Source organism: Bacillus cereus group sp. MYBK30-2 (assembly GCF_051915945.1).
Lineage (GTDB): Bacteria > Bacillota > Bacilli > Bacillales > Bacillaceae_G > Bacillus_A > Bacillus_A paramycoides.
This window is the reverse complement of sequence record NZ_JBQAFR010000001.1, coordinates 828,713-849,747: the sequence shown is the minus strand read 5'-3', so window position 1 is coordinate 849,747 and position 21,035 is coordinate 828,713. Positions and strand designations below refer to the sequence as shown.

Below are 21,035 nucleotides of genomic sequence, written 5' to 3'. Positions count from 1 at the left end.
AAAGGGTGCTTCTAATAATGAGAAGCACCCTTTTTAAATTTCTGGATAAGTGATTGTAATGTTAGGCCATTTGCTTTGCCAATTCTTTTTAATAACTCTTTTCTTGTACATATGTATCCGTTCTTTCGTTTCAAGAAAATGAGGTGTGGGTTTCACTTGTAACGAAAGTACATCTTCTATTCCGCAAGGAGATGTTAATATGACATTGTTTTTCTCGTCTAATGTAACCCCAAGAGCAGTTGCTGTTTCAGGAAATTTAGAAATAGCATCAACAGAAGAAGAGTAAGGTAGCATTTTATTCACTACATGCATGCGAGCTTGATTTTTTACTGACCAAGGGATAGTGGCATCCATATTTGTCAGCTTCGTTTCTAATAATTGTTCATATGCCTCATCTTTCTGCATTGAATCATAATAAATAACATCAACGTCTGGTGTAGCCGTTCGTACTTCGTAGTTATGTAAAGTATCCCAAATTTTAGAACGAACAAATCCGGCGCAAACCCACCAATCAGGTAGTTGTAGTGATTTTGCCATTTGTAATACGTTCATCATCCACGGATCATTTTGTATGAAATGGATAATATCTTGCTCGGTTTTTATAGTCATTGATAAATTCCCCCTCTGTTTATAGAGTTAATGGATTAATGCATTAACTCTATAATCCATAAAATCCAGTAAGCACCTGGTACAAATAAAAGTTGTGCTAATAGGGTGCCGAGAAGTCTAGAAATCATTAGCCAACCATACATTTTACTCATTGCCTCAGCGCCGTCCTCTGATTGAAGAGCGCGCTCTGTTAAAAGGGCGATACGTGGATCGAGTAATACTGTTAATAAAATAGTAGCAAAACCATTCACGAGACCAGATGCTGTACTTGCATTTGTTGCGTAATCTGGATTTAAAAAAGAAGCGTAAAGAGCTGAAAGGACACCCGCTGTATAAATTGCAGTTGCGAACATGTTAATAAGCATAATACGCTTTGGGATACCACCGATCCTTAGTCGATGAATCATTTCTAACTTTGGAAAGCGTACATATTTTTTTGTGCGCTTTAATTTTTGAATGTTATTTGTTTTCATCATTCGAATGAAAGAACCGTCTGTTTCAAAGTTTTGAATGACATATCCAAATAGTTTTGTCAAAGTTGGATAGAGTATAATTGCCAGCAATGTACCGATAGAGGCAGATAATAGAACGAGCCGTATAATATGCTCTAAATTAATAGAAGAATCTAGTTTTGCTTCATCGACAATACCACCAATTAAAAAGGCTTGTAGTAAGTTAGATGTTCTTGAAATAAGCAGTACCATTCCTACGACAGATAAGGCAACGGCAATCTTTTTTAAACGTACACCAGCTAATCGAATACTATAAGAGCTTGTTTCAACTGCGTGGATAACAATTGTGAAAGCCATTATAAAAATTAACGTAATTGACATGTGTTTCACCAGTTTCTATGAAATTAATTGTAACTTTTTCACTTTATCATATCTTTTGTATTTTTGTAACTGAAAGTATGAGAGGTAGAAAAAGTAATTTTCTGAAAAGAATAAAAATGATATTATGGAAAGGATGTGGTTTGTTTAATAGAGGGGGAGCTTTTCTATGTATACATATTATAGTAATCGTGCAAGTGAATATGAGGCGGTGTACAATCGGGAAGATCCAGTAAGGCAGGCGGAACAAAAGATGCTTGAACAAAAATTAAAAGACATATGTAAAGGAAGAAAAGTTCTTGAAGTTGCTTGCGGAACAGGGTATTGGACGAAGTATGTAGCAGATGTAGCTGTACATATAACAGCGATTGATTATTCTGATGAAGTACTAGCGATAGCAAGGGGGAAAGAGCTTTCTAAGGAACAGGTTACCTTTCAGAAAGGTGACGCTTTTAAACTAGAACAAATGAAAGACATCTTTCAAGGGGCATATGCAAACTTTTGGTTTTCACATATTAAAAAAGAAGAGATTACTAGTTTTTTAATACAATTCCATCATGTATTAGAAAAAGGAGCGATAGTTTGTTTTGCAGATAATGTATTTAACGAAAGAATTGGCGGAGAGCTTATTCGTAAAGATGGAGATATAAATACATATAAAATTCGTACACTCTCGAATGGTGAGAGGTATGATATTATTAAAAACTATTATACGCAAGAAGAATTGCAATCTATTCTTGAACCATTTGCATTAGATTTAAATTTCCATATAGGTGAGTGTTTTTGGTGGGTTACATATAAAGTAAAGTAAGTGGAGGGAATAAATATGTATACAACATTTCTTTTTGATTTAGACGGAACATTAACTGATCCGAAAGAAGGGATAATAAACTCTGTTCTATATGCGTTAGAAAAAATGGGGATTGAAGAAGTAAATATAAGTGGGTTAGATTCATTTATCGGCCCACCAATCCAACAATCGTTTGCAGAGAGATATAATATGAGTGAAATGGAAATTGAGCAAGCTGTCTTTTACTTTCGGGAATATATAAAGAAAAGCGGTCTATTAGAAAATAAAATATATGATGGGATTCCGACATTGTTACAAGAATTAAAGGATGCAGGTAATCGTTTGTTTGTAGCAACTTCAAAGCCTACTGTATTTGCGAAACAAGTAATAGAGCATTTTCAGTTAACACTTTTTTTTGAAGAGATTGTTGGGAGCAATTTAGATGGGACAAGAATAAAAAAGGAAGAAATAATTGCTCATATATTACAAACAAATGAAGAACTCAAAAAAGAAGAAATTGTAATGATTGGAGATAGAAAGCACGATATAATAGGGGCTAATAATAATGAAATCGCTTCTATTGGTGTATTGTATGGTTATGGAAGTGAGAAAGAACTGAGTGAAGCTAGGGCGACTTATATAGTGAAAGATGTCGAAGAGTTGCAAAGCTTTTATTTAGAGAAAAGTATGGTAAACCTATAAAAAGAGAAACTAACAATCCCTTTATAACGTATGACGATGAAATCGTTTTTGTTTAAAGGGATTTTTCGTATGTAATCGAATAGTTATAATTAGACATTTTTAGCATGAAAAATTTGTTATAAAAAGAGGAGGAATGTCATGAAATAAAAGGATACGAGATGTTAGCAGAAGTTTATTATCAAAAGATTGAATTTTCAGTTTAAAAGGAGGGGTATAATTGGAGCTAGTTATTATTTTATTAGCACTAAGTTTACTCATGTTTGTAGCATATAGAGGATTTTCTGTAATATTATTCGCACCGATTTTTGCATTATTTGCGGTATTTTTGACAGAGCCTAGTTATGTATTACCTTTCTTTTCTAATATTTTTATGGAGAAAATGGTAGGGTTTATTAAACTATATTTTCCTGTTTTCTTGCTTGGAGCCATTTTTGGTAAAGTAGTAGAAATGTCAGGTATTGCTGATTCTATTGCAAAGACAATTATAGAGTTAGTTGGGGAAAAGCGTACAATTTTAGCCATTGTTTTAATGGGGGCTATTTTAACATATAGCGGTGTAAGTGTTTATGTAGTTGTATTCGCTGTATATCCGTTTGCAGCAAAATTGTTTCGACAAGCTGATATCCCAAAACGGTTAATTCCCGGTACAATCGTTCTTGGAGCAGTAACTTTTACAATGGATGCACTACCTGGATCACCACAAATTCAAAATGTAATACCTACAACCTTTTTTAAAACTGATATTTATGCAGCTCCGATACTTGGTATTGTAGGAGCAATTTTTGTTCTCACGTTAGGTTTACTATATTTAGAGAGTAGGCGAAAGAAGGCAAAAGCTGCAGGAGAAGGATACTTCGGCTTTAACGATGGAAAATCTGAAATGGCAGCATCTTTGCAATTAGAACAAAAAGATATGCCGATACTAAGCGGTATTGAAATCACAAGAGTACAGCAAGTAATTGCGTTTATACCACTTATTTTAGTAGGTGTAATGAATAAGGTTTTCACAATCATGATACCAAAGTGGTATCCAAATGGCTTTGATTTCTCAGCTATTGGTATGAAAGCATTTGGAAAAGTTGAATTAAGTGCGGTAGTTGGAATTTGGTCTGTAGAATTGGCACTTATTATAGGGATTTTATCAACGCTTTTATTATATTGGAAACGAGTAGTAACTGGATTTCAAGCTGGATTGAATACAAGTATTGGGGGAGCGCTACTTGCAACAATGAATACAGGAGCTGAGTTTGGGTTTGGTGGTGTTATTGCAGCACTTCCAGGATTTGCGATTATGAGAGATAGCATCTCTGCAACTTTCACGAATCCATTAGTAAATGGAGCAGTAACAACTAATATTTTGGCTGGGATTACTGGGTCAGCCTCAGGAGGAATGGGAATAGTTTTAAGTGCGATGGGAGATAAATTTATTGCTGCAGCAACGCAATATAACATTCCGTTAGAAGTTATGCATCGCATTGTATCAATGGCATCAGGTGGAATGGATACATTACCACATAATGGGGCAATTATTACTATTCTAACGGTAACAGGATTAACACATAAGCAGTCATATAAAGACATATTTGCTATTACAATTTTGAAAACGTTTGCTGTATTTTTAGTCATCGTGTTCTATACTTTAACAGGAATCTATTAATAAATAGTTAATAGATGAAAAGAAAAGATTTATCAGATTGATAGTTTATATAATAAAATATTTATTAGAAATAGAAGGGGTGGAGTACTTGCAAGAAGTTGCTGAATTTCGTATGCCGAAGTCTGTATTATATGGGAGAAATTCGCTTGAAAAACTAGGGGAGCAATCAAAGAAGTTAGGGAAAAGGGCTTTTATAGTTAGTGATACAATTATGGAGAAATTAGGGTATGTTGAAAGATGTGTGAAGCAATTAAATGCGAAAGGGATCACAGTTATTACGTATAATAAAGTGAACGCTGAGCCTACAAATTTACACGTATTAGAAGCGTTATCTATTTGTAAAGAAGAAAAATGTGATTTTATTATCGGTATTGGCGGGGGAAGTTGTATTGATGCTGCGAAAGCAGTAGCAGTGTTATACACAAATGGTGGAGAAATTGAAGAATATGTCCAAAAGGATATCGAAATAAAAAATGATCCATTACCTCTTATTGCAATCCCAACAACTTCTGGTACTGGATCGGAAGTAACGAGTGTAGCTGTAATTACGAATAAAAAAACGGATGTGAAGATGATGATAAAGCATCCGAGCTTTACCCCGCAATTGGCGATAATAGACCCTATTTTGACAAGTTCAGTACCACCTCATATTACTGCAGCAACAGGAATAGATGCATTATGCCATGCGATTGAAGCTTATATTTCTAAAGTTTCACAACCACTAACAGATGTTCTCGCGCTTTCAGCTATTGAAAGTATAATGAAATATTTACGTTTTGCATATGAGGATGGGGATAATATGGAAGCAAGAGAAGCACTGATGATTGCTTCATTGCAAGCTGGAATTGCTTTTTCAAATGCTTCTGTTACATTAGTCCATGGTATGTCTCGTCCTGTAGGAGCATTATTCCATGTGCCACATGGAATATCGAATGCAATACTATTACCTACAGTTCTAGAGTTTACAAAAATGAATGCAGTAAAAAGGTTAGCTGAAGTAGGACGTAGCTTAAACAAAGATTTGTATTCGTATTCTGATGAAGAAGTGGCGAACTACACGATTGCTGAAATTAAGAAACTTTGCTTTGATCTTCGAATTCCTAATTTAAGAGAATACGGAATTGATGAAGGTGAATTTGGAAATGCTATTTCTAAAATGGCGAAAGATGCTATTGCAAGTGGTAGTCCAAGTAACAATCCACGAGTTCCATCTTATGATGAAATAAAAGAGCTATATCGAAAATGCTTTGATTATCAATATAAGATAACCACAAAGGATGTTTTCTGAATATTCTATAATTATTTCCGCGGAAATGAAAAAGAACTACTATAAATGTAATAGATATAATTTGGAGGAAGTTTTTTAATTTTATAGGATTTAAACGTGATTAATTATGTATAAATTATATGATAAATCACGTTTTTAAAATGTTATTTTGAAGGAGGATATATGAAGTTAATAGGTCTTATTGGCGGAATGAGCTGGGAATCAACTACTGAGTATTACAAAATGATAAATGAAGAAATAAAAATGAGATTAGGTGGATTACATTCAGCAAAATGTCTTCTTTACAGCGTTGACTTTGAAGAAATTGAACGATATCAATCTGAAGGAGATTGGGATAAAGCGGGAGAGGTATTAGGAAATGCAGCATCTTCTTTGGAGAAGGGTGGCGCTGCTTTTATAATAATTTGTACAAACACGATGCATAAAGTTATTAAGCATATAAAAAATAGAATCAGTATTCCAATATTACATATTGCTGATGCAACAGCGAAGGAAATAAAACAACATAGAATTCAATCAGTTGGTCTACTTGGGACAAAATACACGATGGAGCAGGATTTCTATAAATTACGTATAGAAGAAAATGATATAAAAGTAATTGTACCAAAAGAAGAGGATAGAGAGAGAGTAAATAAAATAATATATAACGAATTATGCCTAGGAAAAATAACCCCACAATCAAGGGAGTATTTTAAAAATGTAATGGAAGATTTGGCGCAAAGAGGAGCAAAAGGCATTATATTAGGGTGTACAGAAATAGGACTATTAGTAAAACAGGAAGATGCATTAGTTCCTTTATTTGACACAGCCCGCATACATGCAGTTGAAGCTGTGAATATGTCTTTAGAAGATGAAGATAATTTTATTATGTAAACAATGACCGTGTAAGTGGAAAACATTCAGAAAATATTTTATAATGTAAGTGGTTACATTCAAGGGGGAATGCGGATGTTCTCAGTTCAACCAATCGCATTTGTACATAATGAAAGAAAGGAAATAGTAGATGATGAGTGGGGAGAAATAAGATCACTTATTACTTTAAGTGATTCGTATACAGAGGAAAGTATACAAGGGATCGAAGATTTTTCTCATATTGAAGTTATTTTCTATTTTCATAAAGTAACAGATGAACAAATTCAGTATTCTGCTAGACACCCTAGAAATAATAGTAATTTTCCAAAGGTAGGGATTTTTGCACAACGTGGAAAAAATCGTCCGAATCGACTAGGAGCGACAATTGTTAAAGTGATAAGAAGAGATGGAAAAACAATTGTTGTTGAAGGATTAGACGCAATCGATGGCACACCTATTTTGGATATAAAGCCTGTTATGAAAGAGTTTATACCGAGAGAAGAAATAAAACAGCCCGAATGGGCAACAGATATTATGAAGCAGTATTGGAAGGGGAATGGAGTGAAATGAGAATATATGAAGCAACAATTGCAGATTTAGATGGACTAGCATCTGTTTTTAATAACTATCGCGTATTTTATCGACAAGATTCCGATATTGAAGGAGCAAAAGCATTTTTACGAAATCGAATTGAGCGAAAAGAATCAGTCATTTTTGTAGCGGTAGAAGACGGGGAATATATTGGTTTCACACAATTATATCCATCATTCTCATCTATTTCGATGAAAGAATTATGGATATTAAATGACTTATTTGTACAAGCGAAGAAACGCGGGGCAGGAACGGGTAAAAAGTTGCTGGAAGCTGCTAAAACGTTCGCATTAGAAAATGGTGCAAAAGGTTTAAAACTACAAACAGAAATTGATAATTTATCAGCACAGCGATTATATGCTGAAAATGGATATTTGAGAGATAATCGTTATTTCCATTATGAATTAACTTTTTAAACTAATCTATAAAAGCTCGGCCTACTCTTTTCGTAGGCTGAGCTTCTATTATTTTTCATACCTTTTGGCATTTAGGAAAAGAATAGTCAAAAGGAGAAAGTTATGAGGAAAAATTTAACTTGTCTTATCGTTGATTTAATATCCAATTCGTAGCATCTTCAAAGTTTTCTGCAATGTAATTTGGCTCAATATGTGCCCATTTATCTCGGTACGTATGTAAGGCGTCATATCCAGCGCCAGTTTGAACTAATATTGTCGTTGCATTTACTTTTGCACCAGCAACAATATCAGTCCAGCGATCACCAATTATAGCGCATTTTGTTAAATTAAGCCCATGTTTTTCCGCTGCTTGCAGGAGCATGCCTGTGCTTGGTTTGCGGCATTCACATCCTTCACCATGTTTATGAGGACAAAGGTAAATATCATCAAAACCAAACTCTATTAACTCTTTCGTAAAATCATTTACAGTCGCTTTTCCATCTGCGATACCTGGTTGATTCGTAAAAGAGAAAAGTTTTATATTTTGAGCTTTTAATTTTTGTAAAGATTCCTTCGTAAAAGGAAATAATGTGAAAGAGCCTGGATAATGTATTGTAGTATCACCTCCAATTGTTCCGTCACGATCAATGAAAATTGCTTCGATGTTTTTCATAGTTACAGCCCTTTCTATGTGTATGTAGTTTAAAAATGTTTTACAAATCGATATCCATTTACTTCATATCCTAATTTTTTATAAAAAGGATGAGCTTCTAATCTATTTGTACCACTAACTAGCCACGTCCCAATGCAATTATGCTTCTTTGCTAATTGTTCTGCATAATCCATTAAAACTTGTCCGATACCTTTTCGGCGTATTGTAGAATCTACGCTAATAATTGAAATCTCGCCATAACGCGTTACATCCTCTAAGTTCTCGCGTATACGAAATCCTAGTAATCCGAGAATAGTATTGTCTTCTTCGTAAACATATAAAAAATCAAAAGGACTCATTTTCACAAATTGCAAACGATTTTTCATATCCTCATGTGATATAAAAGAGCCTTTTAACTCTTTTGTAAGAGAACATAATGTATCTATATCATTTATGACTGCTTCACGAATTTGAAATGACATATGATCAACTCCATTTAAATTAAAAACTTCAAACATTAAATATTCTGTTAAAATGTGTTTTTTCCTGCTACCGAAACAAATATTTTAGAAATGCTATAATACTATATTAAGAGGGATATGTTATCATTTTCCTTGATTGTATTGTAAATGGAAAGAAGGGAAATGTATGCTAGAAGTGAATATCCGCTCAGCCGGATATGAAATTGGTGAAAAGACAGTTCATGATATTGCATTTGCAATTGAAAAAGGAGAGCTAGTTGCTCTTATTGGCGCAAATGGCGCAGGAAAGAGTACGACAATTAAATCGATACTCGGTTTACTTGTCAATATGGATGGTGAAATCTCGTTTGGTGAAAAGAAAAATCCATATGCATATGTACCAGAGCATCCGACGTATTATGAATATTTAACTTTATGGGAGCATATTGAATTGTTAATGGCTGCACGTGGAAATGAAGTAGGAAGCTGGGAGGATAAGGCAAAGGGATTATTACATACGTTCCGAATGGAAAAACATATACATGAATACATATCGAAGTTTTCAAAAGGTATGAAACAAAAATCGATGCTAATACTCGCGTTTTTAACGGAACCGGATTTTTATATTATTGATGAGCCTTTTATCGGTTTAGATCCAGTGGCAACTCGAGAATTTTTAAACTATTTATATAAAGAAAAAGAGCGGGGCGCAGGAATTTTACTTTGTACACACGTACTAGATACAGCTGAACGAATTTGCGAAAGGTTTTTACTCATTTCGCAAGGTACGTTAGTAGCAGATGGGCATTTAGAGGCGATACAATCGTTAGCAGAGATGCCAGGAAGCACACTGTTAGATTGTTTCGATGCAATTGTAAGGCGGGAGCAGCATGATTAAACAACAGTTTAATAAAAGGCTACGTCATGAATTGCAAAGAAAATGGAAGTCAATTCGTTCTGTAGCTGATTGGACAGTAGCGTTATATATTATTATTCCAGCACTTATATTTATGGGGATATATTATCGTTCACTTTGGATGAAGGAATTATCTATGGAAGAGACCGTTTATTTTGGATTAGGTTTACTCGCGTTTTACTTTGTTACATTTTCAAGAGGAGTTCGCTCATTTTTTGAGCAAGCAGATAGTTTATTTTTAATTTCGTACCCAAATCATATGCGAAGATTAATGAAGTTCGGCATGATATATACGTTTATTCGGATTGCAATAACGAACGTAATTGTAGTATTCATTATGCTACCGCTATTGATGAAAAGTATGGGAGCGACAATTATACAAATCGTACTATTTTGGATTTTCTTTACTGTTTTTCGATTTATGTTATCGTTGTTGATGAGATTCATAAATGTACGTGTAGGGAAACGATGGGTTTTATGGATTATAAAAAATGTTCTATTTTCTTTTGGATTAATTTTCGTTGGAATCAGTTTATTTTTCATTTATAAAAATCCACTGTATTCCATACTCTTTATCGGTCTAGCAGCTTTACTTACTGTAGTCTTAGTAAAAGAAAAGATGAATTATAAAAATTACTTTTTTAAAGAAGTTGAGAAAGAAAAAGAAGAAAGTATGCGCTGGACGAGAGGGATTATGCAAGTTGGTGGACATGCGGCGAAACCGAGTAGTTCGAATAAAAACCCGTGGATGTTCCCTCGTTCTAAAAAAATATTAGGAAAAAAAGCTGATTCACGCATTATTGAATCTTTTTTAAAAGAATTTTTGCGTACAAGTAGTGCTTTAATGTTTTATGTTCAAATTACATTAATAAGTAGTGTAAGTATTATCGTGACTCCGAGGTGGATAACAGCTATTATTCTTGTATTTGCTTTACTAGCAATTGCTCACTATGCACGTGATTATTGGAATGAATTCACGAAGAAAATGTTCCTTCATTTATATTGTGACGAAGGAAAATTACTATTGTTAAGATGGAAGGTAAATCGTTATTTATTACTTCCAGCGATAATTATATACGGGACAGTCATACTTTCTCAGTTTTATTTATTGCCAGCAGTAATCATTGGAGTTATTTTTATATTATTAATTGGATGGATTGTATTTTTACCGTAAAAAAGAGCCGAATAGGCTCTTTTTTAGTCTGTGATGCATTGGTAAATAAAATATACTAAAACGAAAATACTTACGGCGGAGTACATGACATCTAAAGTCATCTGATCGCCTCCTCATTGTTGTTGTATATATAGTGTATGAAATCTTACAATGTCATATTCAAGTGAAAAATATGTGAACGTTAACAAATTTGTAAAGTGCAAAAATTACAATCATTTTGTATAATAGAAGAAACAACCGTTATATAAGATATAATGAGTGAAAGGGGAGGGAATATAAATGCCAAATTGGTTTAGAAAAACCTTAGTCGCATTAATTACCGTATTTACATTTGGTCTAGTGACGCCTCCTTCCATTTTGCTTGATAATGCAAAAGCGGACAAGCCTACTACAACTAGGCAACAAAATTTGGAGCAAACGTCCTATACATATGAAGAAACGAATGAAAGGTTAACCACCGATACTTTTGTTAACTATGCGATGCAAGAAGCTGAGAAGCAATCTATGCAAAAATTCGGCTCTAAAATTGGGCCTGTAATTGAAGATGAATTTAAAGATGTTGTATTACCTAAAATTGAAGAAGCAATCGCGGAACTTGCAAATGATGTGCCAGAAGAATCGTTACAATCATTAGCAATATCCCAAAGACCAGCTGGTGGAAATAATGAAAAGATTTTTCATGTATATGATACGAAAACAGGAAATGACTTACTGCGATTTCACGTGAGGAGAGATCATCCACCACAAGATGGATATTATTTTAATTTCCACTATCATCGTTTTGATGATGGATACTCAGGACATCATGAACTAGGAAATATTTATTGGAATACGAATGTGCCGCCGAAATGGCTGTCTTAATGAAGAACAAGAGAAAATCTTGTTCTTTTTTTATGCTTATCCCGCTATTTGCGGGCAGTAAGACTCCCACCTCAAAATTTGGCGAATGCAAGGAAGTTAGGTGGGAGTACGGCTGCCCGTAAAAGCCCGATTGGTGTGGGCTAATAATCAGTAGGGAAAGTAGGTGTGTTATCTCACACCTACTTTTTAATTACCATTCTTCTTGGTTTAAGAGCTGTAAAGCTACTTTCAAGTCTACATCTTCTTGTATATGTTCAGGCGTCCAAGGGATATGTAAACGCGGTTGTATTCCAACACCGGACATTCCTTCCCCTTTATCAATAATAGAAAGCCTTGAAGTGGGATAGTAAAGAGCAAATGTATCAGCCCATTCCATTACTGCTAAATTAGAATAATCATTTACACCAGCGGTAGGGCGACCTATTACTTTCACTTTAGATGATTTTTTTGCTACTTCTACAAAGGAATCGCCAGAGCTTGCGCATGTTACGTCTGTTAGTAATAATACTTTACTTGGCATTTTTCTTCCGTGTATTTTTAATGTTTGCAGTTCTAATGGTAATCCAGAGGTATCAAATGTAACGAACCCTTTATTATAATTCTTTTTTAAATCTTGAATAAACATATCAGTGAATAATTTTGAAAGTTCGTCTAAAGAATCATAATCTTCTTTTTCGAAATCTTTCATTCGTAAATGATAGTTTCGTACTGTATGATTTAATTGCATTGTATCTGAAGAATCGAAGAGGGAGATCTCTTTATCTTCAAATAAATAAGGAAGTAATTTAAAAAACGCGTCATCACTTCCACCGAGATTCATTCGGACGTCTATAATTAAGTTCGGAAAAGAATCAAGCTCGTTTTTGTATGTATCTATTAATTTATTAACAGCTTCAGTATTTGTGAAGTCCGTCAAAGTAATTAAGAGTGTATCCTCATTATACTTTTCTAATGAATAGATAGGCGTGTAATCACTTCGTTTATACTTTAGTAAAGTAATAGTTTGGATTACTCCATCTCCATCTATAATTGTACAATTGGATGACTTTGATAAAACGTAGTCCCATTTTTCACGCTCATATGTAGTCTCATTTAAATATTTTTTATATTTTATTAATAGATCAGGAATTTTTATGTTATCTAATGCAAGAATAGCTTGTCCTTTTTTTATTCGTTTTTCTTGGTTAGCTGATGTAATGTACAGCCGATCTTCAAATCGTTTAACTTGAAACCCGACACTATTAAGTGGTTGTTTTTTTGAAGTCATTTTGAAAAACATATGATTATCTTTAAAGTCTAATAAGTAATCTCCTACAATTTCAGTAAATTGTACTGGTGTTAACTCTCCGTGTTTCTCTAATTGTTCAATCTTGTTTAAATATGGAGTAGGGTCGTCCCATCCCTTTTTATCAAGACATCCCGAGTAATCGTGGTGAGTAATTGAAACAATTTCTTTAAAAATTTCTGTGTACACAACTGTTCCTCCTTATAATTTGATTAGTTGAATAAAAGAATTCTGTGCTGTACATTTATTATCCTTTATTTGGATGGAGAAAATTAAATGAAGTGGCATATAGCACAGGAGAAAGTGAAATATATTTTAAAGAAGTAGACGAGGAAATTGCAAAATCATTAGGGCCGAGACATATTTGTTATCAAGCTATTAATAGAGGAGTAGTTGATGACGTAGCAGAGTTTCTTGCTAGTACTAAGATGAAGGTTATACATGGACCTATTGAAATGAATCATTATTCGGATGGTTACTATACGATCGATTTTTACGACCCGAATGGATTTATTGTAGAAGTTGCGTATACACCGAATGCAAGAATGTAATGAGAAACTTGACGTCTATTTTATAATAAAATAAGGGGGTGGACTATTGAAAGTCAGGCAAGGAAAATATGAAGAAATAAAATTACGTGATAGAATTCCAGGAATGGTTGAATATATAGAGGATACAATGTTTCCAACTGATTTTCACTATTATATTCCACCGCACTGGCATAGAAGTATTGAAATTAGCCTTGTAGTATTTGGAGAAATTATTTTGTGTGTGAATGGGCAAAAAAAGAAAGTATCCGCTGGCGAATTTATTTTTGTAAATAGTGGTGATGTTCACGAATTTGAAAAAGTTGAAAATACAAGTTGTGCAGTAATGATGTTAATTATTTCTTATGAATTTCTTAAAGAGGTAAATGAAGATTTTGATAAATATAGATTCAATATAAAAGAATCAGTCGTTCAGAAAACAAAACTCCAACAAATATTTGATGAATTAAAGGAATTAGTCACAAATTATGATGACTTAAGTTATATAAAAATTAATAGTTTGATCTATGAAGTCGTTTATATTTTATTGCGTTACTGTAAAGATGTGGAGAATGTAGAAAATGATTTTCAACTTGGAAATAGACAAAAAGAGATGATTACATATATTTATGAACATTACGATGAAGAACTTAAACTGAAAGATGTAGCAAAACACTTTTTTGTAAGTGAAGAACATTTTTCTCGTATGTTCAAAAAATCCTTTGGATCAAATTTCACCTCTTTTTTAACAAGATACAGACTTTATAAAGCTTATAAGGATATTATTAGTAGTACAAATTCTATACAAGATATAGCAGTAAAACACGGATTTCCCAATGTAAAATCGTTTATTTCACAGTTTAAAGACAAATATGGATACACACCATTACAGTATAGGAAGAAAATCATATCAAAAAATGACAATAATTGAATCAAATATGAACAACAATAAAAAAACGTTCCATGTTACATTTTGTACATGGAATGTTTTTAATTTAGTGATAGCAAATGAAGTAAGATTCAAAGGGGATTTATATAATCCAAATAAATGAAAGCGCTTAAAACAAGAGAGGATGAATACTGGATGACTAGAAAATATGATTTAGACCTTTTAGAAAAAATTCAAGAAAAACAAGAAACTATCAACGTACAGGGGGCAAAAGTCCTAGTGAAAAATATACCAGATTGCGATGAAAAAGGGGCTATGGATCCACGTCTTTATAAGGACACAAAGGTTCAAATGAATGTAATGAGGTTTATGCCTAAAAATATGATGAAAATGGATGCTTCTGAAAAATCAGTAAAGAATATGCGAAAACAATTTAATGGTATTAAAAGTGTTCCCATTGTCACTAAAGACATTAATATTGTGCATAAAACTGTTAAAGCTGAAGATGGATTTGATATTCCGATAAGAATTTATAACAGTAGTTCTAAACGAGAGAATGCACCAATTTTATACTTCATTCATGGTGGCGGATTTATGGCAGGATCACCAGATGTGGTAGAAGAGCTTGTGAAATTGATAGTAGAGAAAACAGATATACTAGCCGTTTCTGTGGATTATCGATTAGCTCCGGAAAATCCTTTTCCAACTGGGCATACAGATTGTTACACTACTTTAAAGTGGATTTATGAGAATGCTGACACATTAGGCGGTGATAAGAATAATATCTTTGTTGCTGGTGATAGTGCAGGAGGTAACTTAACGCAGTATTGTACTACTAGAGATATGGAAGATGGTAGAAATCTCGTTAAGGGGCAACTACTTCTATATCCTACAATTAATATGTGTGATTATGAAGATGAATTTTATTCTTGGAGTATAGACAAATATGAAATTGCTCCTAAGTATAAAAAAGGATTAGAAAAAATGCTTAATATTATGCATTCAATGGTTGGAGGTATGTCAGAAGTACTTGGTACGAAAGAAATTAATTCTAAGTATTTAAGTCCATATGTTGATGTATCCCCAGACTATCCAAGTACATTTATTACGGTAGGAGAGCATGATTTTTTAATGATTGAATGTTTAGCGTATGCAGCTAAATTAACTAAAAAAGGAGTAGATACTGAAACAGTTCTTTATCGAGGGTTGGGGCACGCTTATGGAGATAACGTAGGAGTCTATCCTCAGAGCGAAGATTTAGCAATTGAGATGGGGAATTTTATATTAAAGCATAGTGGAAAGTAGGGGAAATGGTGAAAAATAGAAAAGTGATATTAATTTCCAGCTTCGCTATTTTACTATGTATCTTTACATTTACAGACTTACAAATATCCAATAGTCTATATGAACCAACTAATAAGATTGCTCTTTTTTTACAAGCTATAGGAGAAATTCCAGCGATGCTTATTGCCTTATTTTCTAGTATGTATTTATTTAAAACTAGAAAGAATAAAGGTTCAAGAGGGTATTATCTATCTGGAGCTGGCTATGGAGTAATCATTCTTTTATTTGCTTTTATAGCGTCATTTATGCTAGTACACTATTTAACCATTTCAAAATTTTCAATTCCAATTTTTATGATTTGCTTTATTGTAGTTTGTTATATGATTTCTAAATCATGGAGCAAATACGATGATGAAAGATTGCGAGACATTGCATTAATTGGATTACTAAGTGTAGTTATTGTATTAATTACATTTAATCTAATAAAATTAGGATGGGGTAGAGAACGTTATCGTCATATGATTTCTATTGGATCGTTTGAAGGGTTTTCAAAATGGTTTGTACCTCAAGGAATCGCCAAAAGTGATGAGTTTATGTCGTTCCCTTCAGGCCATAGTGCCAATGCAGCGTTAATCATTTGGTTTAGCTTATTACCAGAATATTTCGCTTCATTAAAAAGAAAAAAAATAGGTGTTTGGATTCTCATTCTTTTGTGGATGATAATAGTGCCAATTAGTCGTATTATGGTAGGGGCTCATTTTGCTTCAGATGTTACAGTTGGAGTCGCTATTTCAGTAACTGTGTTTATGTGTTTGAAAAAATTTATTTGGAAGGATAAGAAAATTAAAAGCACAAATAATCGTGAGATTCTTCCACATTCAGTAAAGCGCTAATAAGAAAGCAATGTCACATGAAACGTTATTTTTATTATTTATTTAATCGAATAAGGAAATGAATAGTTCTAGATGGAATTTCTAATTGAGAAAAAATAGAGGGAAGCGAAAGCTTCCCTCTATTAAATTTACTATTCAATTTTAGTGAATGTAAGGGGCTGAGTACTTAAAGTTGCAGGAACATGTAATTGAAGTGTCGGAAACTCACCATTTACATTCATATCATAAGCGAATAAAAGACCCATCTTCATTTGGAACAAACTAATTGATGCAGAGAAGATGTCGTAATGATGGTGCTTTAGCTGAAATTCCATATCCATAAATTGTACATGTAAGGAATCCTCTTGTTTGTATACTTTCAATGTTCCATAAGCAGAATTCTCAAAAGTTCCAGTATAGTCATCTAATGTATGAGAAGGGGTAGTCCCTTTTATTGGTTCAGGGAGTGCTGTCGTTGCTTCTTTCATCATTTCTTTCATTTTTTCGCTATCTTCCACAGCACGATTTTGCCAGTCGATAAATTCTAGTCCGAGAAGTTCGTCGTAAATATGCTTTGTAATATAAGTAGGAAGTAAAGTTTGTCCGGAGTTTGTTAGTACGATAATACCGATGTTTTCATTTGGCATGAATGATGCAAGTGCAGAGAATCCATCAATATTACCGCCGTGATGAATCAGTTTATAACCGCGATAAGCGCTAATAAACCAACCGAGTCCGTAGCTATTTAATGGTGATTCACTTGTTGATAACATTGGCTGATCCGGGATTGGCGTATGCGGTGTATACATTTCTTGGAGTAGTTCAGTAGAAATCAAATCATGATTTTCTGTTTTTCCTTCGTTTAAATGAAGCAGAACCCATTTTGCCATATCTTCAATGGAAGAGTTAATACATCCAGCCGCTCCAACTGTATCGATATTTCGGAATGGAATTTCTTTCATTTCACCATTATCTTCAGCGTAAGGTAATGCGTAATCATCTGTATTTTGTGAGTCTGTAACAGAGAAGTTTGTATGCCTCATATTTAAAGGTTCTAAAATATGTTCTGTAACGTATTGCTCCCATGTTTGATTCGTAATGTTTTCCACAATATAACTAATTGTTGCATACATTAAGTTGTTATATAAAAATGCAGTGCGGAACGGTGCATCAAGTGATAAATGTTTAATTTTTTCTACGATATCTTTACGAGATAAGGAAGAACTGTACCAAAGAGCATCGTGACGACTTATCCCAGTACGATGAGAAGCTAAATCTCGTCCTGTAGCTTGCGAGTTAGCGAGTATATCGGATAAAGAGAAGTTAGGTACGTAAGATTGGACAGGAGTATCCCAATTAAATTTTTTTTGCTGTGCTAATAAGCTTAATGAAAGTGTACCGAATGCTTTCGTTGCAGAACCAATTGCGAATCGTGTCTGCGGAGTAACAGCTTCTTTTTTCTCTATGTTTCGATAGCCAAAACCTTCTGAAATAATTACTTCACCATCTTTTATAACAGCTACAGCGGTACCTGGAACGTGTAAATCTTTCATCATTTTCTCAATTGTATGTTGCAACGCACTTAAAACAGGGGTTTTGATTTTAGACATGCTTCTAACCTCCAAATATAATTTTTATGTTCCGCACTATACTTTCTGTAATAGAAAAGTGAAAACCTTTTTAAATATTGAAAGTTAATAATTTTGTAAGAATGAATAAAATTATTATTTATTTAGAATTTTATTTTTATTATAATTAATTTAAATTGAATTTGATAAAAGATGGTGAAGAAGCGTGTTAACTATAAAGAAAGTACTTTGCAATAATAAAATTAATCCGATAGGTATAGATTCAATAGTTGTTAAAATTAGTTGGCAGCTTGAGTCGGATAACCGAAATGTAAAACAACTTGCTTATCAATTGCAAGTTGCGACTAATAAAGATTTTGAAACTATATTATTTGATTCACAGAAAGTAGAAACAGATCAAAGTTTATATATACCGATCAATTCATTTCCATATAGAACGGAGACACGTTATTTTTACCGAGTAAAGGTGTGGGATAATCACGGTGAAGAGTCAATTTGGTCAAATGTAGCATTTTGGGAGACTGGATTACAAAGGCAAGAAAATTGGACAGGAAACTGGATTGCTGCGAAACAAGAGCGAACCCAAGTTATGTCCTTTAATAAAAATTTTTCTATTAAAAAATTAGTTGAAGAAGCACGTTTATATATTACAAGTTTAGGATTATATGAGGCTTCTATAAATGGAGAGCGTATTGGAGATTGTTATTTTACTCCTGGATGGACAAGTTATGATAAGAGAGTACTGTATCAAACGTTTGATATAACGCATTTATTAAAGGGTGAGCACAATGCTATTTCTGTACTGGTAGGTAATGGGTGGTTTAAAGGGCCGCTTACAATGCATCATGTACGTAATTATTACGGGGAAAGACGTGCGATAATTGCTCAAATACATATAACTTATGAGGATGGAACGAAAGAGAAAATTGTAACAGACGAAACATGGAAGGTAACTCCAAGCCCTATTTTGTATTCTGAAATTTATGAAGGAGAAGTTTACGACGCTAGGTTAGAAGGAAGTGTACAAGAGGTAGAGGATGTTGATGTAATTGAGCATTCTAAACAAGTAATCGTTGCTCAAGAAAATGAATCGGTGCGTAAAATGGAAATTATAAAACCAATTTCTATCAAAAAGCTACCAAATCACGAGTGGCTTATTGATATGGGACAAAATATGGTAGGATGGGTGCGTTTTACTGTTTTTCACGTCTATACTGGGCAAAAGATAGAGTTACATCATGCCGAAATATTAGATAAAAACGGTGATTTTTATACTGGGAATCTCCGAAAGGCAAAACAAAAAATAGTTTATATAGCAAAAGGAGAAGAAGAGGAAAAGTTTGAGCCTCATTTTTCGTATCAAGGCTTTAGATATGTGAAAATAAGCGGGTTAACCCAGCCGCCTCAAATAGCAGATTTTGAAGGGATTGTATTACATACTAATATGGAAAAAGCGACTGAATTCGAAACGTCCAATCCATTAATCAATCAACTCCATCATAATGTGGAATGGTCCCAAAGGGGTAACTTCTTTGACGTACCGACGGATTGTCCTCAGCGAGATGATCGACTTGGATGGACAGGAGATGCACAAATGTTCATCGGAACAGCGACACAAATCATGAATGTTCAATCGTTCTTTAAAAAGTGGCTCCAAGATTTATCATTAGACCAAAATGTTAACGGAGCTGTGCCTTTAGTTATTCCAGATGCATTTGGGAAAAGGGTGGATTTTGATCTTGATCTTGATACTTCTGGAGGTTGGGGCGATGCAGCAATTATTTGTCCGTGGGTCCACTATTTACATTACGGAGATGTATCGATTTTAAAAGAACAATATGACAGTATGAAGAAATATATAGATTACATACGTTCGCAAGGTGAGAACGAATACGTATGGGATACAGGTTATCATTTAGGAGATTGGCTTGCATTAGATACGAAGCCGGATGTATATGAAGGTGGAACAGATAAACATTTTATTGCGACGGCTTTTTATGCGTATTCTACATCGCTATTACAAAAAATTGCTGAGATTTTAGGTGAAAAAACAGATGCTAAGTTTTATGAAAGGTTACATGCAAATATTGTTCAATCGTTTCAAAATGAATACGTTACACTAAATGGCAGATTAATTTCAAATACCCAAACTGCCCACGTATTAGTACTTTTGTTTGAGTTAGTTAATGATAATGTGAAGGAGAAAGTATTTAATCGCTTAACTGAACTTTTAAAAGAAAATAAGGATCATTTAACAACTGGTTTTATAGGAACTCCGTACTTGAATTTACTATTAAGCAAGTTTAACCGTCACGACCTTGCTTGTAAGCTTCTATTTCATGAAGATTATCCTTCTTGGTTATATCAAGTGAAAAAAGGGGCTACAACGATTTGGGAGCATTGGGATGGCGTGAAAGAAGATGGAACACTATGGAAGGATAGCATGAATTCTTACAATCATTATGCATATGGTTCAATCGTTGAATGGATATACCGATATATTGTTGGGTTAGAAGTGAATGAAACAAAGCCTGCATATAAACATTTTTATATACAACCGCATTTTGATTCGAATTTAGAATGGATTAAAGTAAAACGTGAGACAGCTTATGGAGGAATTAAGATTGAGTGGCGTGTAGAAAAAGAACAAGCCTTTTTACAGATTTCTGTACCACCTAATACAAGCGCTACATTACGGATAGACGAAACGAATTGGAGCGCAAAACATAACATTGAAAGGGATTTAGGATCAGGCGATTATAAATTTACATTTTGTAAAAATATAATGAGGTAGAATTCTGTTAATATAGA

21 protein-coding genes are annotated in these 21,035 nt (G+C 33.7%); 15 read left to right on the top strand and 6 right to left on the bottom strand.

Features of this window, described 5'->3' with window-relative positions:
• Positions 1 to 33 precede the first annotated feature (33 nt).
• Complete coding sequence (locus ACTFQM_RS04440; RefSeq protein ID WP_242272371.1) at positions 34 to 609, bottom strand: nucleotidyltransferase family protein; 576 nt, start codon at positions 607 to 609, stop codon at positions 34 to 36.
• A 35-nt stretch (positions 610 to 644) separates the two neighbouring features.
• A complete protein-coding gene (locus tag ACTFQM_RS04435; protein ID WP_002171743.1) occupies positions 645 to 1,442 on the bottom strand; it encodes a lipid II flippase Amj family protein in 798 nt (265 codons plus the stop codon).
• A 166-nt stretch (positions 1,443 to 1,608) separates the two neighbouring features.
• On the opposite strand from ACTFQM_RS04435, the gene ACTFQM_RS04430 reads away from it, so the two are divergent.
• The 7 genes from ACTFQM_RS04430 (at position 1,609) to ACTFQM_RS04400 (ending at position 7,735) form a co-directional block, all read left to right on the top strand.
• Positions 1,609 to 2,250 carry a class I SAM-dependent DNA methyltransferase gene (locus ACTFQM_RS04430; protein WP_440033562.1) on the top strand — a complete coding sequence of 214 codons (642 nt, stop codon included), beginning with the start codon at positions 1,609 to 1,611 and terminating at the stop codon, positions 2,248 to 2,250.
• Positions 2,251 to 2,265: 15 nt separating this feature from the next.
• Positions 2,266 to 2,931 carry an HAD family hydrolase gene (locus ACTFQM_RS04425; protein WP_440033561.1) on the top strand — a complete coding sequence of 222 codons (666 nt, stop codon included), beginning with the start codon at positions 2,266 to 2,268 and terminating at the stop codon, positions 2,929 to 2,931.
• 217 nt (positions 2,932 to 3,148) lie between these two features.
• Positions 3,149 to 4,588 carry a GntP family permease gene (locus ACTFQM_RS04420; RefSeq protein WP_440033560.1) on the top strand — a complete coding sequence of 480 codons (1,440 nt, stop codon included), beginning with the start codon at positions 3,149 to 3,151 and terminating at the stop codon, positions 4,586 to 4,588.
• Between the two features lie 88 nt (positions 4,589 to 4,676).
• On the top strand, positions 4,677 to 5,876 hold the full coding sequence (locus ACTFQM_RS04415) for an iron-containing alcohol dehydrogenase (protein ID WP_440033559.1): 1,200 nt from the start codon (positions 4,677 to 4,679) through the stop codon (positions 5,874 to 5,876).
• A gap of 162 nt (positions 5,877 to 6,038) precedes the next feature.
• Entirely contained in the window at positions 6,039 to 6,749 is a 711-nt protein-coding gene (locus ACTFQM_RS04410) for an aspartate/glutamate racemase family protein (RefSeq protein WP_098306892.1), read from the top strand.
• A 75-nt stretch (positions 6,750 to 6,824) separates the two neighbouring features.
• A complete protein-coding gene (locus ACTFQM_RS04405; protein WP_002171749.1) occupies positions 6,825 to 7,298 on the top strand; it encodes an SAM-dependent methyltransferase in 474 nt (157 codons plus the stop codon).
• The gene (locus ACTFQM_RS04400; RefSeq protein ID WP_071719966.1) at positions 7,295 to 7,735 is read left to right on the top strand and encodes a GNAT family N-acetyltransferase; all 441 of its coding nucleotides are present in this window, start codon (positions 7,295 to 7,297) and stop codon (positions 7,733 to 7,735) included. The genes ACTFQM_RS04405 and ACTFQM_RS04400 overlap by 4 nt, the downstream gene beginning before the upstream one ends.
• 124 nt (positions 7,736 to 7,859) lie before the next feature.
• On the opposite strand, the gene ACTFQM_RS04395 is transcribed toward ACTFQM_RS04400, so the two are convergent.
• Both ACTFQM_RS04395 and ACTFQM_RS04390 read right to left on the bottom strand, forming a co-directional pair.
• The gene (locus tag ACTFQM_RS04395; RefSeq protein WP_025149374.1) at positions 7,860 to 8,387 is read right to left on the bottom strand and encodes an HAD-IIIA family hydrolase; all 528 of its coding nucleotides are present in this window, start codon (positions 8,385 to 8,387) and stop codon (positions 7,860 to 7,862) included.
• A 29-nt stretch (positions 8,388 to 8,416) separates the two neighbouring features.
• Positions 8,417 to 8,848 carry a GNAT family N-acetyltransferase gene (locus ACTFQM_RS04390; protein ID WP_440033558.1) on the bottom strand — a complete coding sequence of 144 codons (432 nt, stop codon included), beginning with the start codon at positions 8,846 to 8,848 and terminating at the stop codon, positions 8,417 to 8,419.
• Between the two features lie 166 nt (positions 8,849 to 9,014).
• On the opposite strand from ACTFQM_RS04390, the gene ACTFQM_RS04385 reads away from it, so the two are divergent.
• The 3 genes from ACTFQM_RS04385 (at position 9,015) to ACTFQM_RS04375 (ending at position 11,778) form a co-directional block, all read left to right on the top strand.
• Positions 9,015 to 9,725, top strand: coding sequence for an ABC transporter ATP-binding protein (locus tag ACTFQM_RS04385; protein WP_048372404.1), 711 nt, complete (start codon positions 9,015 to 9,017; stop codon positions 9,723 to 9,725).
• The gene (locus tag ACTFQM_RS04380) at positions 9,718 to 10,917 is read left to right on the top strand and encodes an ABC transporter permease (RefSeq protein WP_440033557.1); all 1,200 of its coding nucleotides are present in this window, start codon (positions 9,718 to 9,720) and stop codon (positions 10,915 to 10,917) included. Before ACTFQM_RS04385 ends, ACTFQM_RS04380 begins: the two co-directional genes overlap by 8 nt.
• 279 nt (positions 10,918 to 11,196) lie before the next feature.
• A complete protein-coding gene (locus tag ACTFQM_RS04375; RefSeq protein WP_002171756.1) occupies positions 11,197 to 11,778 on the top strand; it encodes a YpjP family protein in 582 nt (193 codons plus the stop codon).
• 190 nt (positions 11,779 to 11,968) lie between these two features.
• On the opposite strand, the gene ACTFQM_RS04370 is transcribed toward ACTFQM_RS04375, so the two are convergent.
• Positions 11,969 to 13,252, bottom strand: coding sequence for a S41 family peptidase (locus tag ACTFQM_RS04370; RefSeq protein ID WP_440033556.1), 1,284 nt, complete (start codon positions 13,250 to 13,252; stop codon positions 11,969 to 11,971).
• Positions 13,253 to 13,296: 44 nt separating this feature from the next.
• Here ACTFQM_RS04370 and ACTFQM_RS04365 point away from each other — a divergent pair, with 44 nt between their 5' ends.
• The 4 genes from ACTFQM_RS04365 to ACTFQM_RS04350 all read left to right on the top strand — a co-directional run bounded on the left by ACTFQM_RS04365 (position 13,297) and on the right by ACTFQM_RS04350 (position 16,656).
• On the top strand, positions 13,297 to 13,614 hold the full coding sequence (locus ACTFQM_RS04365; protein WP_440033555.1) for a topoisomerase IV: 318 nt from the start codon (positions 13,297 to 13,299) through the stop codon (positions 13,612 to 13,614).
• Positions 13,615 to 13,660: 46 nt separating this feature from the next.
• The gene (locus tag ACTFQM_RS04360; protein WP_440033554.1) at positions 13,661 to 14,521 is read left to right on the top strand and encodes an AraC family transcriptional regulator; all 861 of its coding nucleotides are present in this window, start codon (positions 13,661 to 13,663) and stop codon (positions 14,519 to 14,521) included.
• A gap of 153 nt (positions 14,522 to 14,674) precedes the next feature.
• Positions 14,675 to 15,784, top strand: a complete 1,110-nt coding sequence (locus ACTFQM_RS04355) for an alpha/beta hydrolase (RefSeq protein WP_440033553.1) — start codon at positions 14,675 to 14,677, stop codon at positions 15,782 to 15,784.
• An 8-nt stretch (positions 15,785 to 15,792) separates the two neighbouring features.
• Positions 15,793 to 16,656 (top strand): phosphatase PAP2 family protein, encoded by an 864-nt coding sequence (locus tag ACTFQM_RS04350; protein ID WP_440034383.1) that lies wholly within the window; start codon positions 15,793 to 15,795, stop codon positions 16,654 to 16,656.
• Between the two features lie 131 nt (positions 16,657 to 16,787).
• Here the strand turns inward: ACTFQM_RS04350 and ACTFQM_RS04345 are convergent, their stop codons facing one another.
• The gene (locus ACTFQM_RS04345; RefSeq protein WP_440033552.1) at positions 16,788 to 18,245 is read right to left on the bottom strand and encodes a serine hydrolase; all 1,458 of its coding nucleotides are present in this window, start codon (positions 18,243 to 18,245) and stop codon (positions 16,788 to 16,790) included.
• 184 nt (positions 18,246 to 18,429) lie between these two features.
• Between ACTFQM_RS04345 and ACTFQM_RS04340 the strand changes: the two genes are divergently transcribed.
• On the top strand, positions 18,430 to 21,018 hold the full coding sequence (locus tag ACTFQM_RS04340; protein ID WP_440033551.1) for a family 78 glycoside hydrolase catalytic domain: 2,589 nt from the start codon (positions 18,430 to 18,432) through the stop codon (positions 21,016 to 21,018).
• Positions 21,019 to 21,035 lie beyond the last annotated feature (17 nt).

Excerpts from the sequence above, each read along its gene's own strand:
- ACTFQM_RS04440 (WP_242272371.1), bottom strand. The coding sequence starts at position 609 with ATGACTATAAAAACCGAGCAAGATATTATCCATTTCATACAAAATGAT.
- ACTFQM_RS04435 (WP_002171743.1), bottom strand. The coding sequence starts at position 1,442 with ATGTCAATTACGTTAATTTTTATAATGGCTTTCACAATTGTTATCCAC.
- ACTFQM_RS04430 (WP_440033562.1), top strand. The coding sequence starts at position 1,609 with ATGTATACATATTATAGTAATCGTGCAAGTGAATATGAGGCGGTGTAC.
- ACTFQM_RS04425 (WP_440033561.1), top strand. The coding sequence starts at position 2,266 with ATGTATACAACATTTCTTTTTGATTTAGACGGAACATTAACTGATCCG.
- ACTFQM_RS04410 (WP_098306892.1), top strand. The coding sequence starts at position 6,039 with ATGAAGTTAATAGGTCTTATTGGCGGAATGAGCTGGGAATCAACTACT.
- ACTFQM_RS04405 (WP_002171749.1), top strand. The coding sequence starts at position 6,825 with ATGTTCTCAGTTCAACCAATCGCATTTGTACATAATGAAAGAAAGGAA.
- ACTFQM_RS04400 (WP_071719966.1), top strand. The coding sequence starts at position 7,295 with ATGAGAATATATGAAGCAACAATTGCAGATTTAGATGGACTAGCATCT.
- ACTFQM_RS04395 (WP_025149374.1), bottom strand. The coding sequence starts at position 8,387 with ATGAAAAACATCGAAGCAATTTTCATTGATCGTGACGGAACAATTGGA.
- ACTFQM_RS04390 (WP_440033558.1), bottom strand. The coding sequence starts at position 8,848 with ATGTCATTTCAAATTCGTGAAGCAGTCATAAATGATATAGATACATTA.
- ACTFQM_RS04385 (WP_048372404.1), top strand. The coding sequence starts at position 9,015 with ATGCTAGAAGTGAATATCCGCTCAGCCGGATATGAAATTGGTGAAAAG.
- ACTFQM_RS04380 (WP_440033557.1), top strand. The coding sequence starts at position 9,718 with ATGATTAAACAACAGTTTAATAAAAGGCTACGTCATGAATTGCAAAGA.
- ACTFQM_RS04375 (WP_002171756.1), top strand. The coding sequence starts at position 11,197 with ATGCCAAATTGGTTTAGAAAAACCTTAGTCGCATTAATTACCGTATTT.
- ACTFQM_RS04355 (WP_440033553.1), top strand. The coding sequence starts at position 14,675 with ATGACTAGAAAATATGATTTAGACCTTTTAGAAAAAATTCAAGAAAAA.
- ACTFQM_RS04345 (WP_440033552.1), bottom strand. The coding sequence starts at position 18,245 with ATGTCTAAAATCAAAACCCCTGTTTTAAGTGCGTTGCAACATACAATT.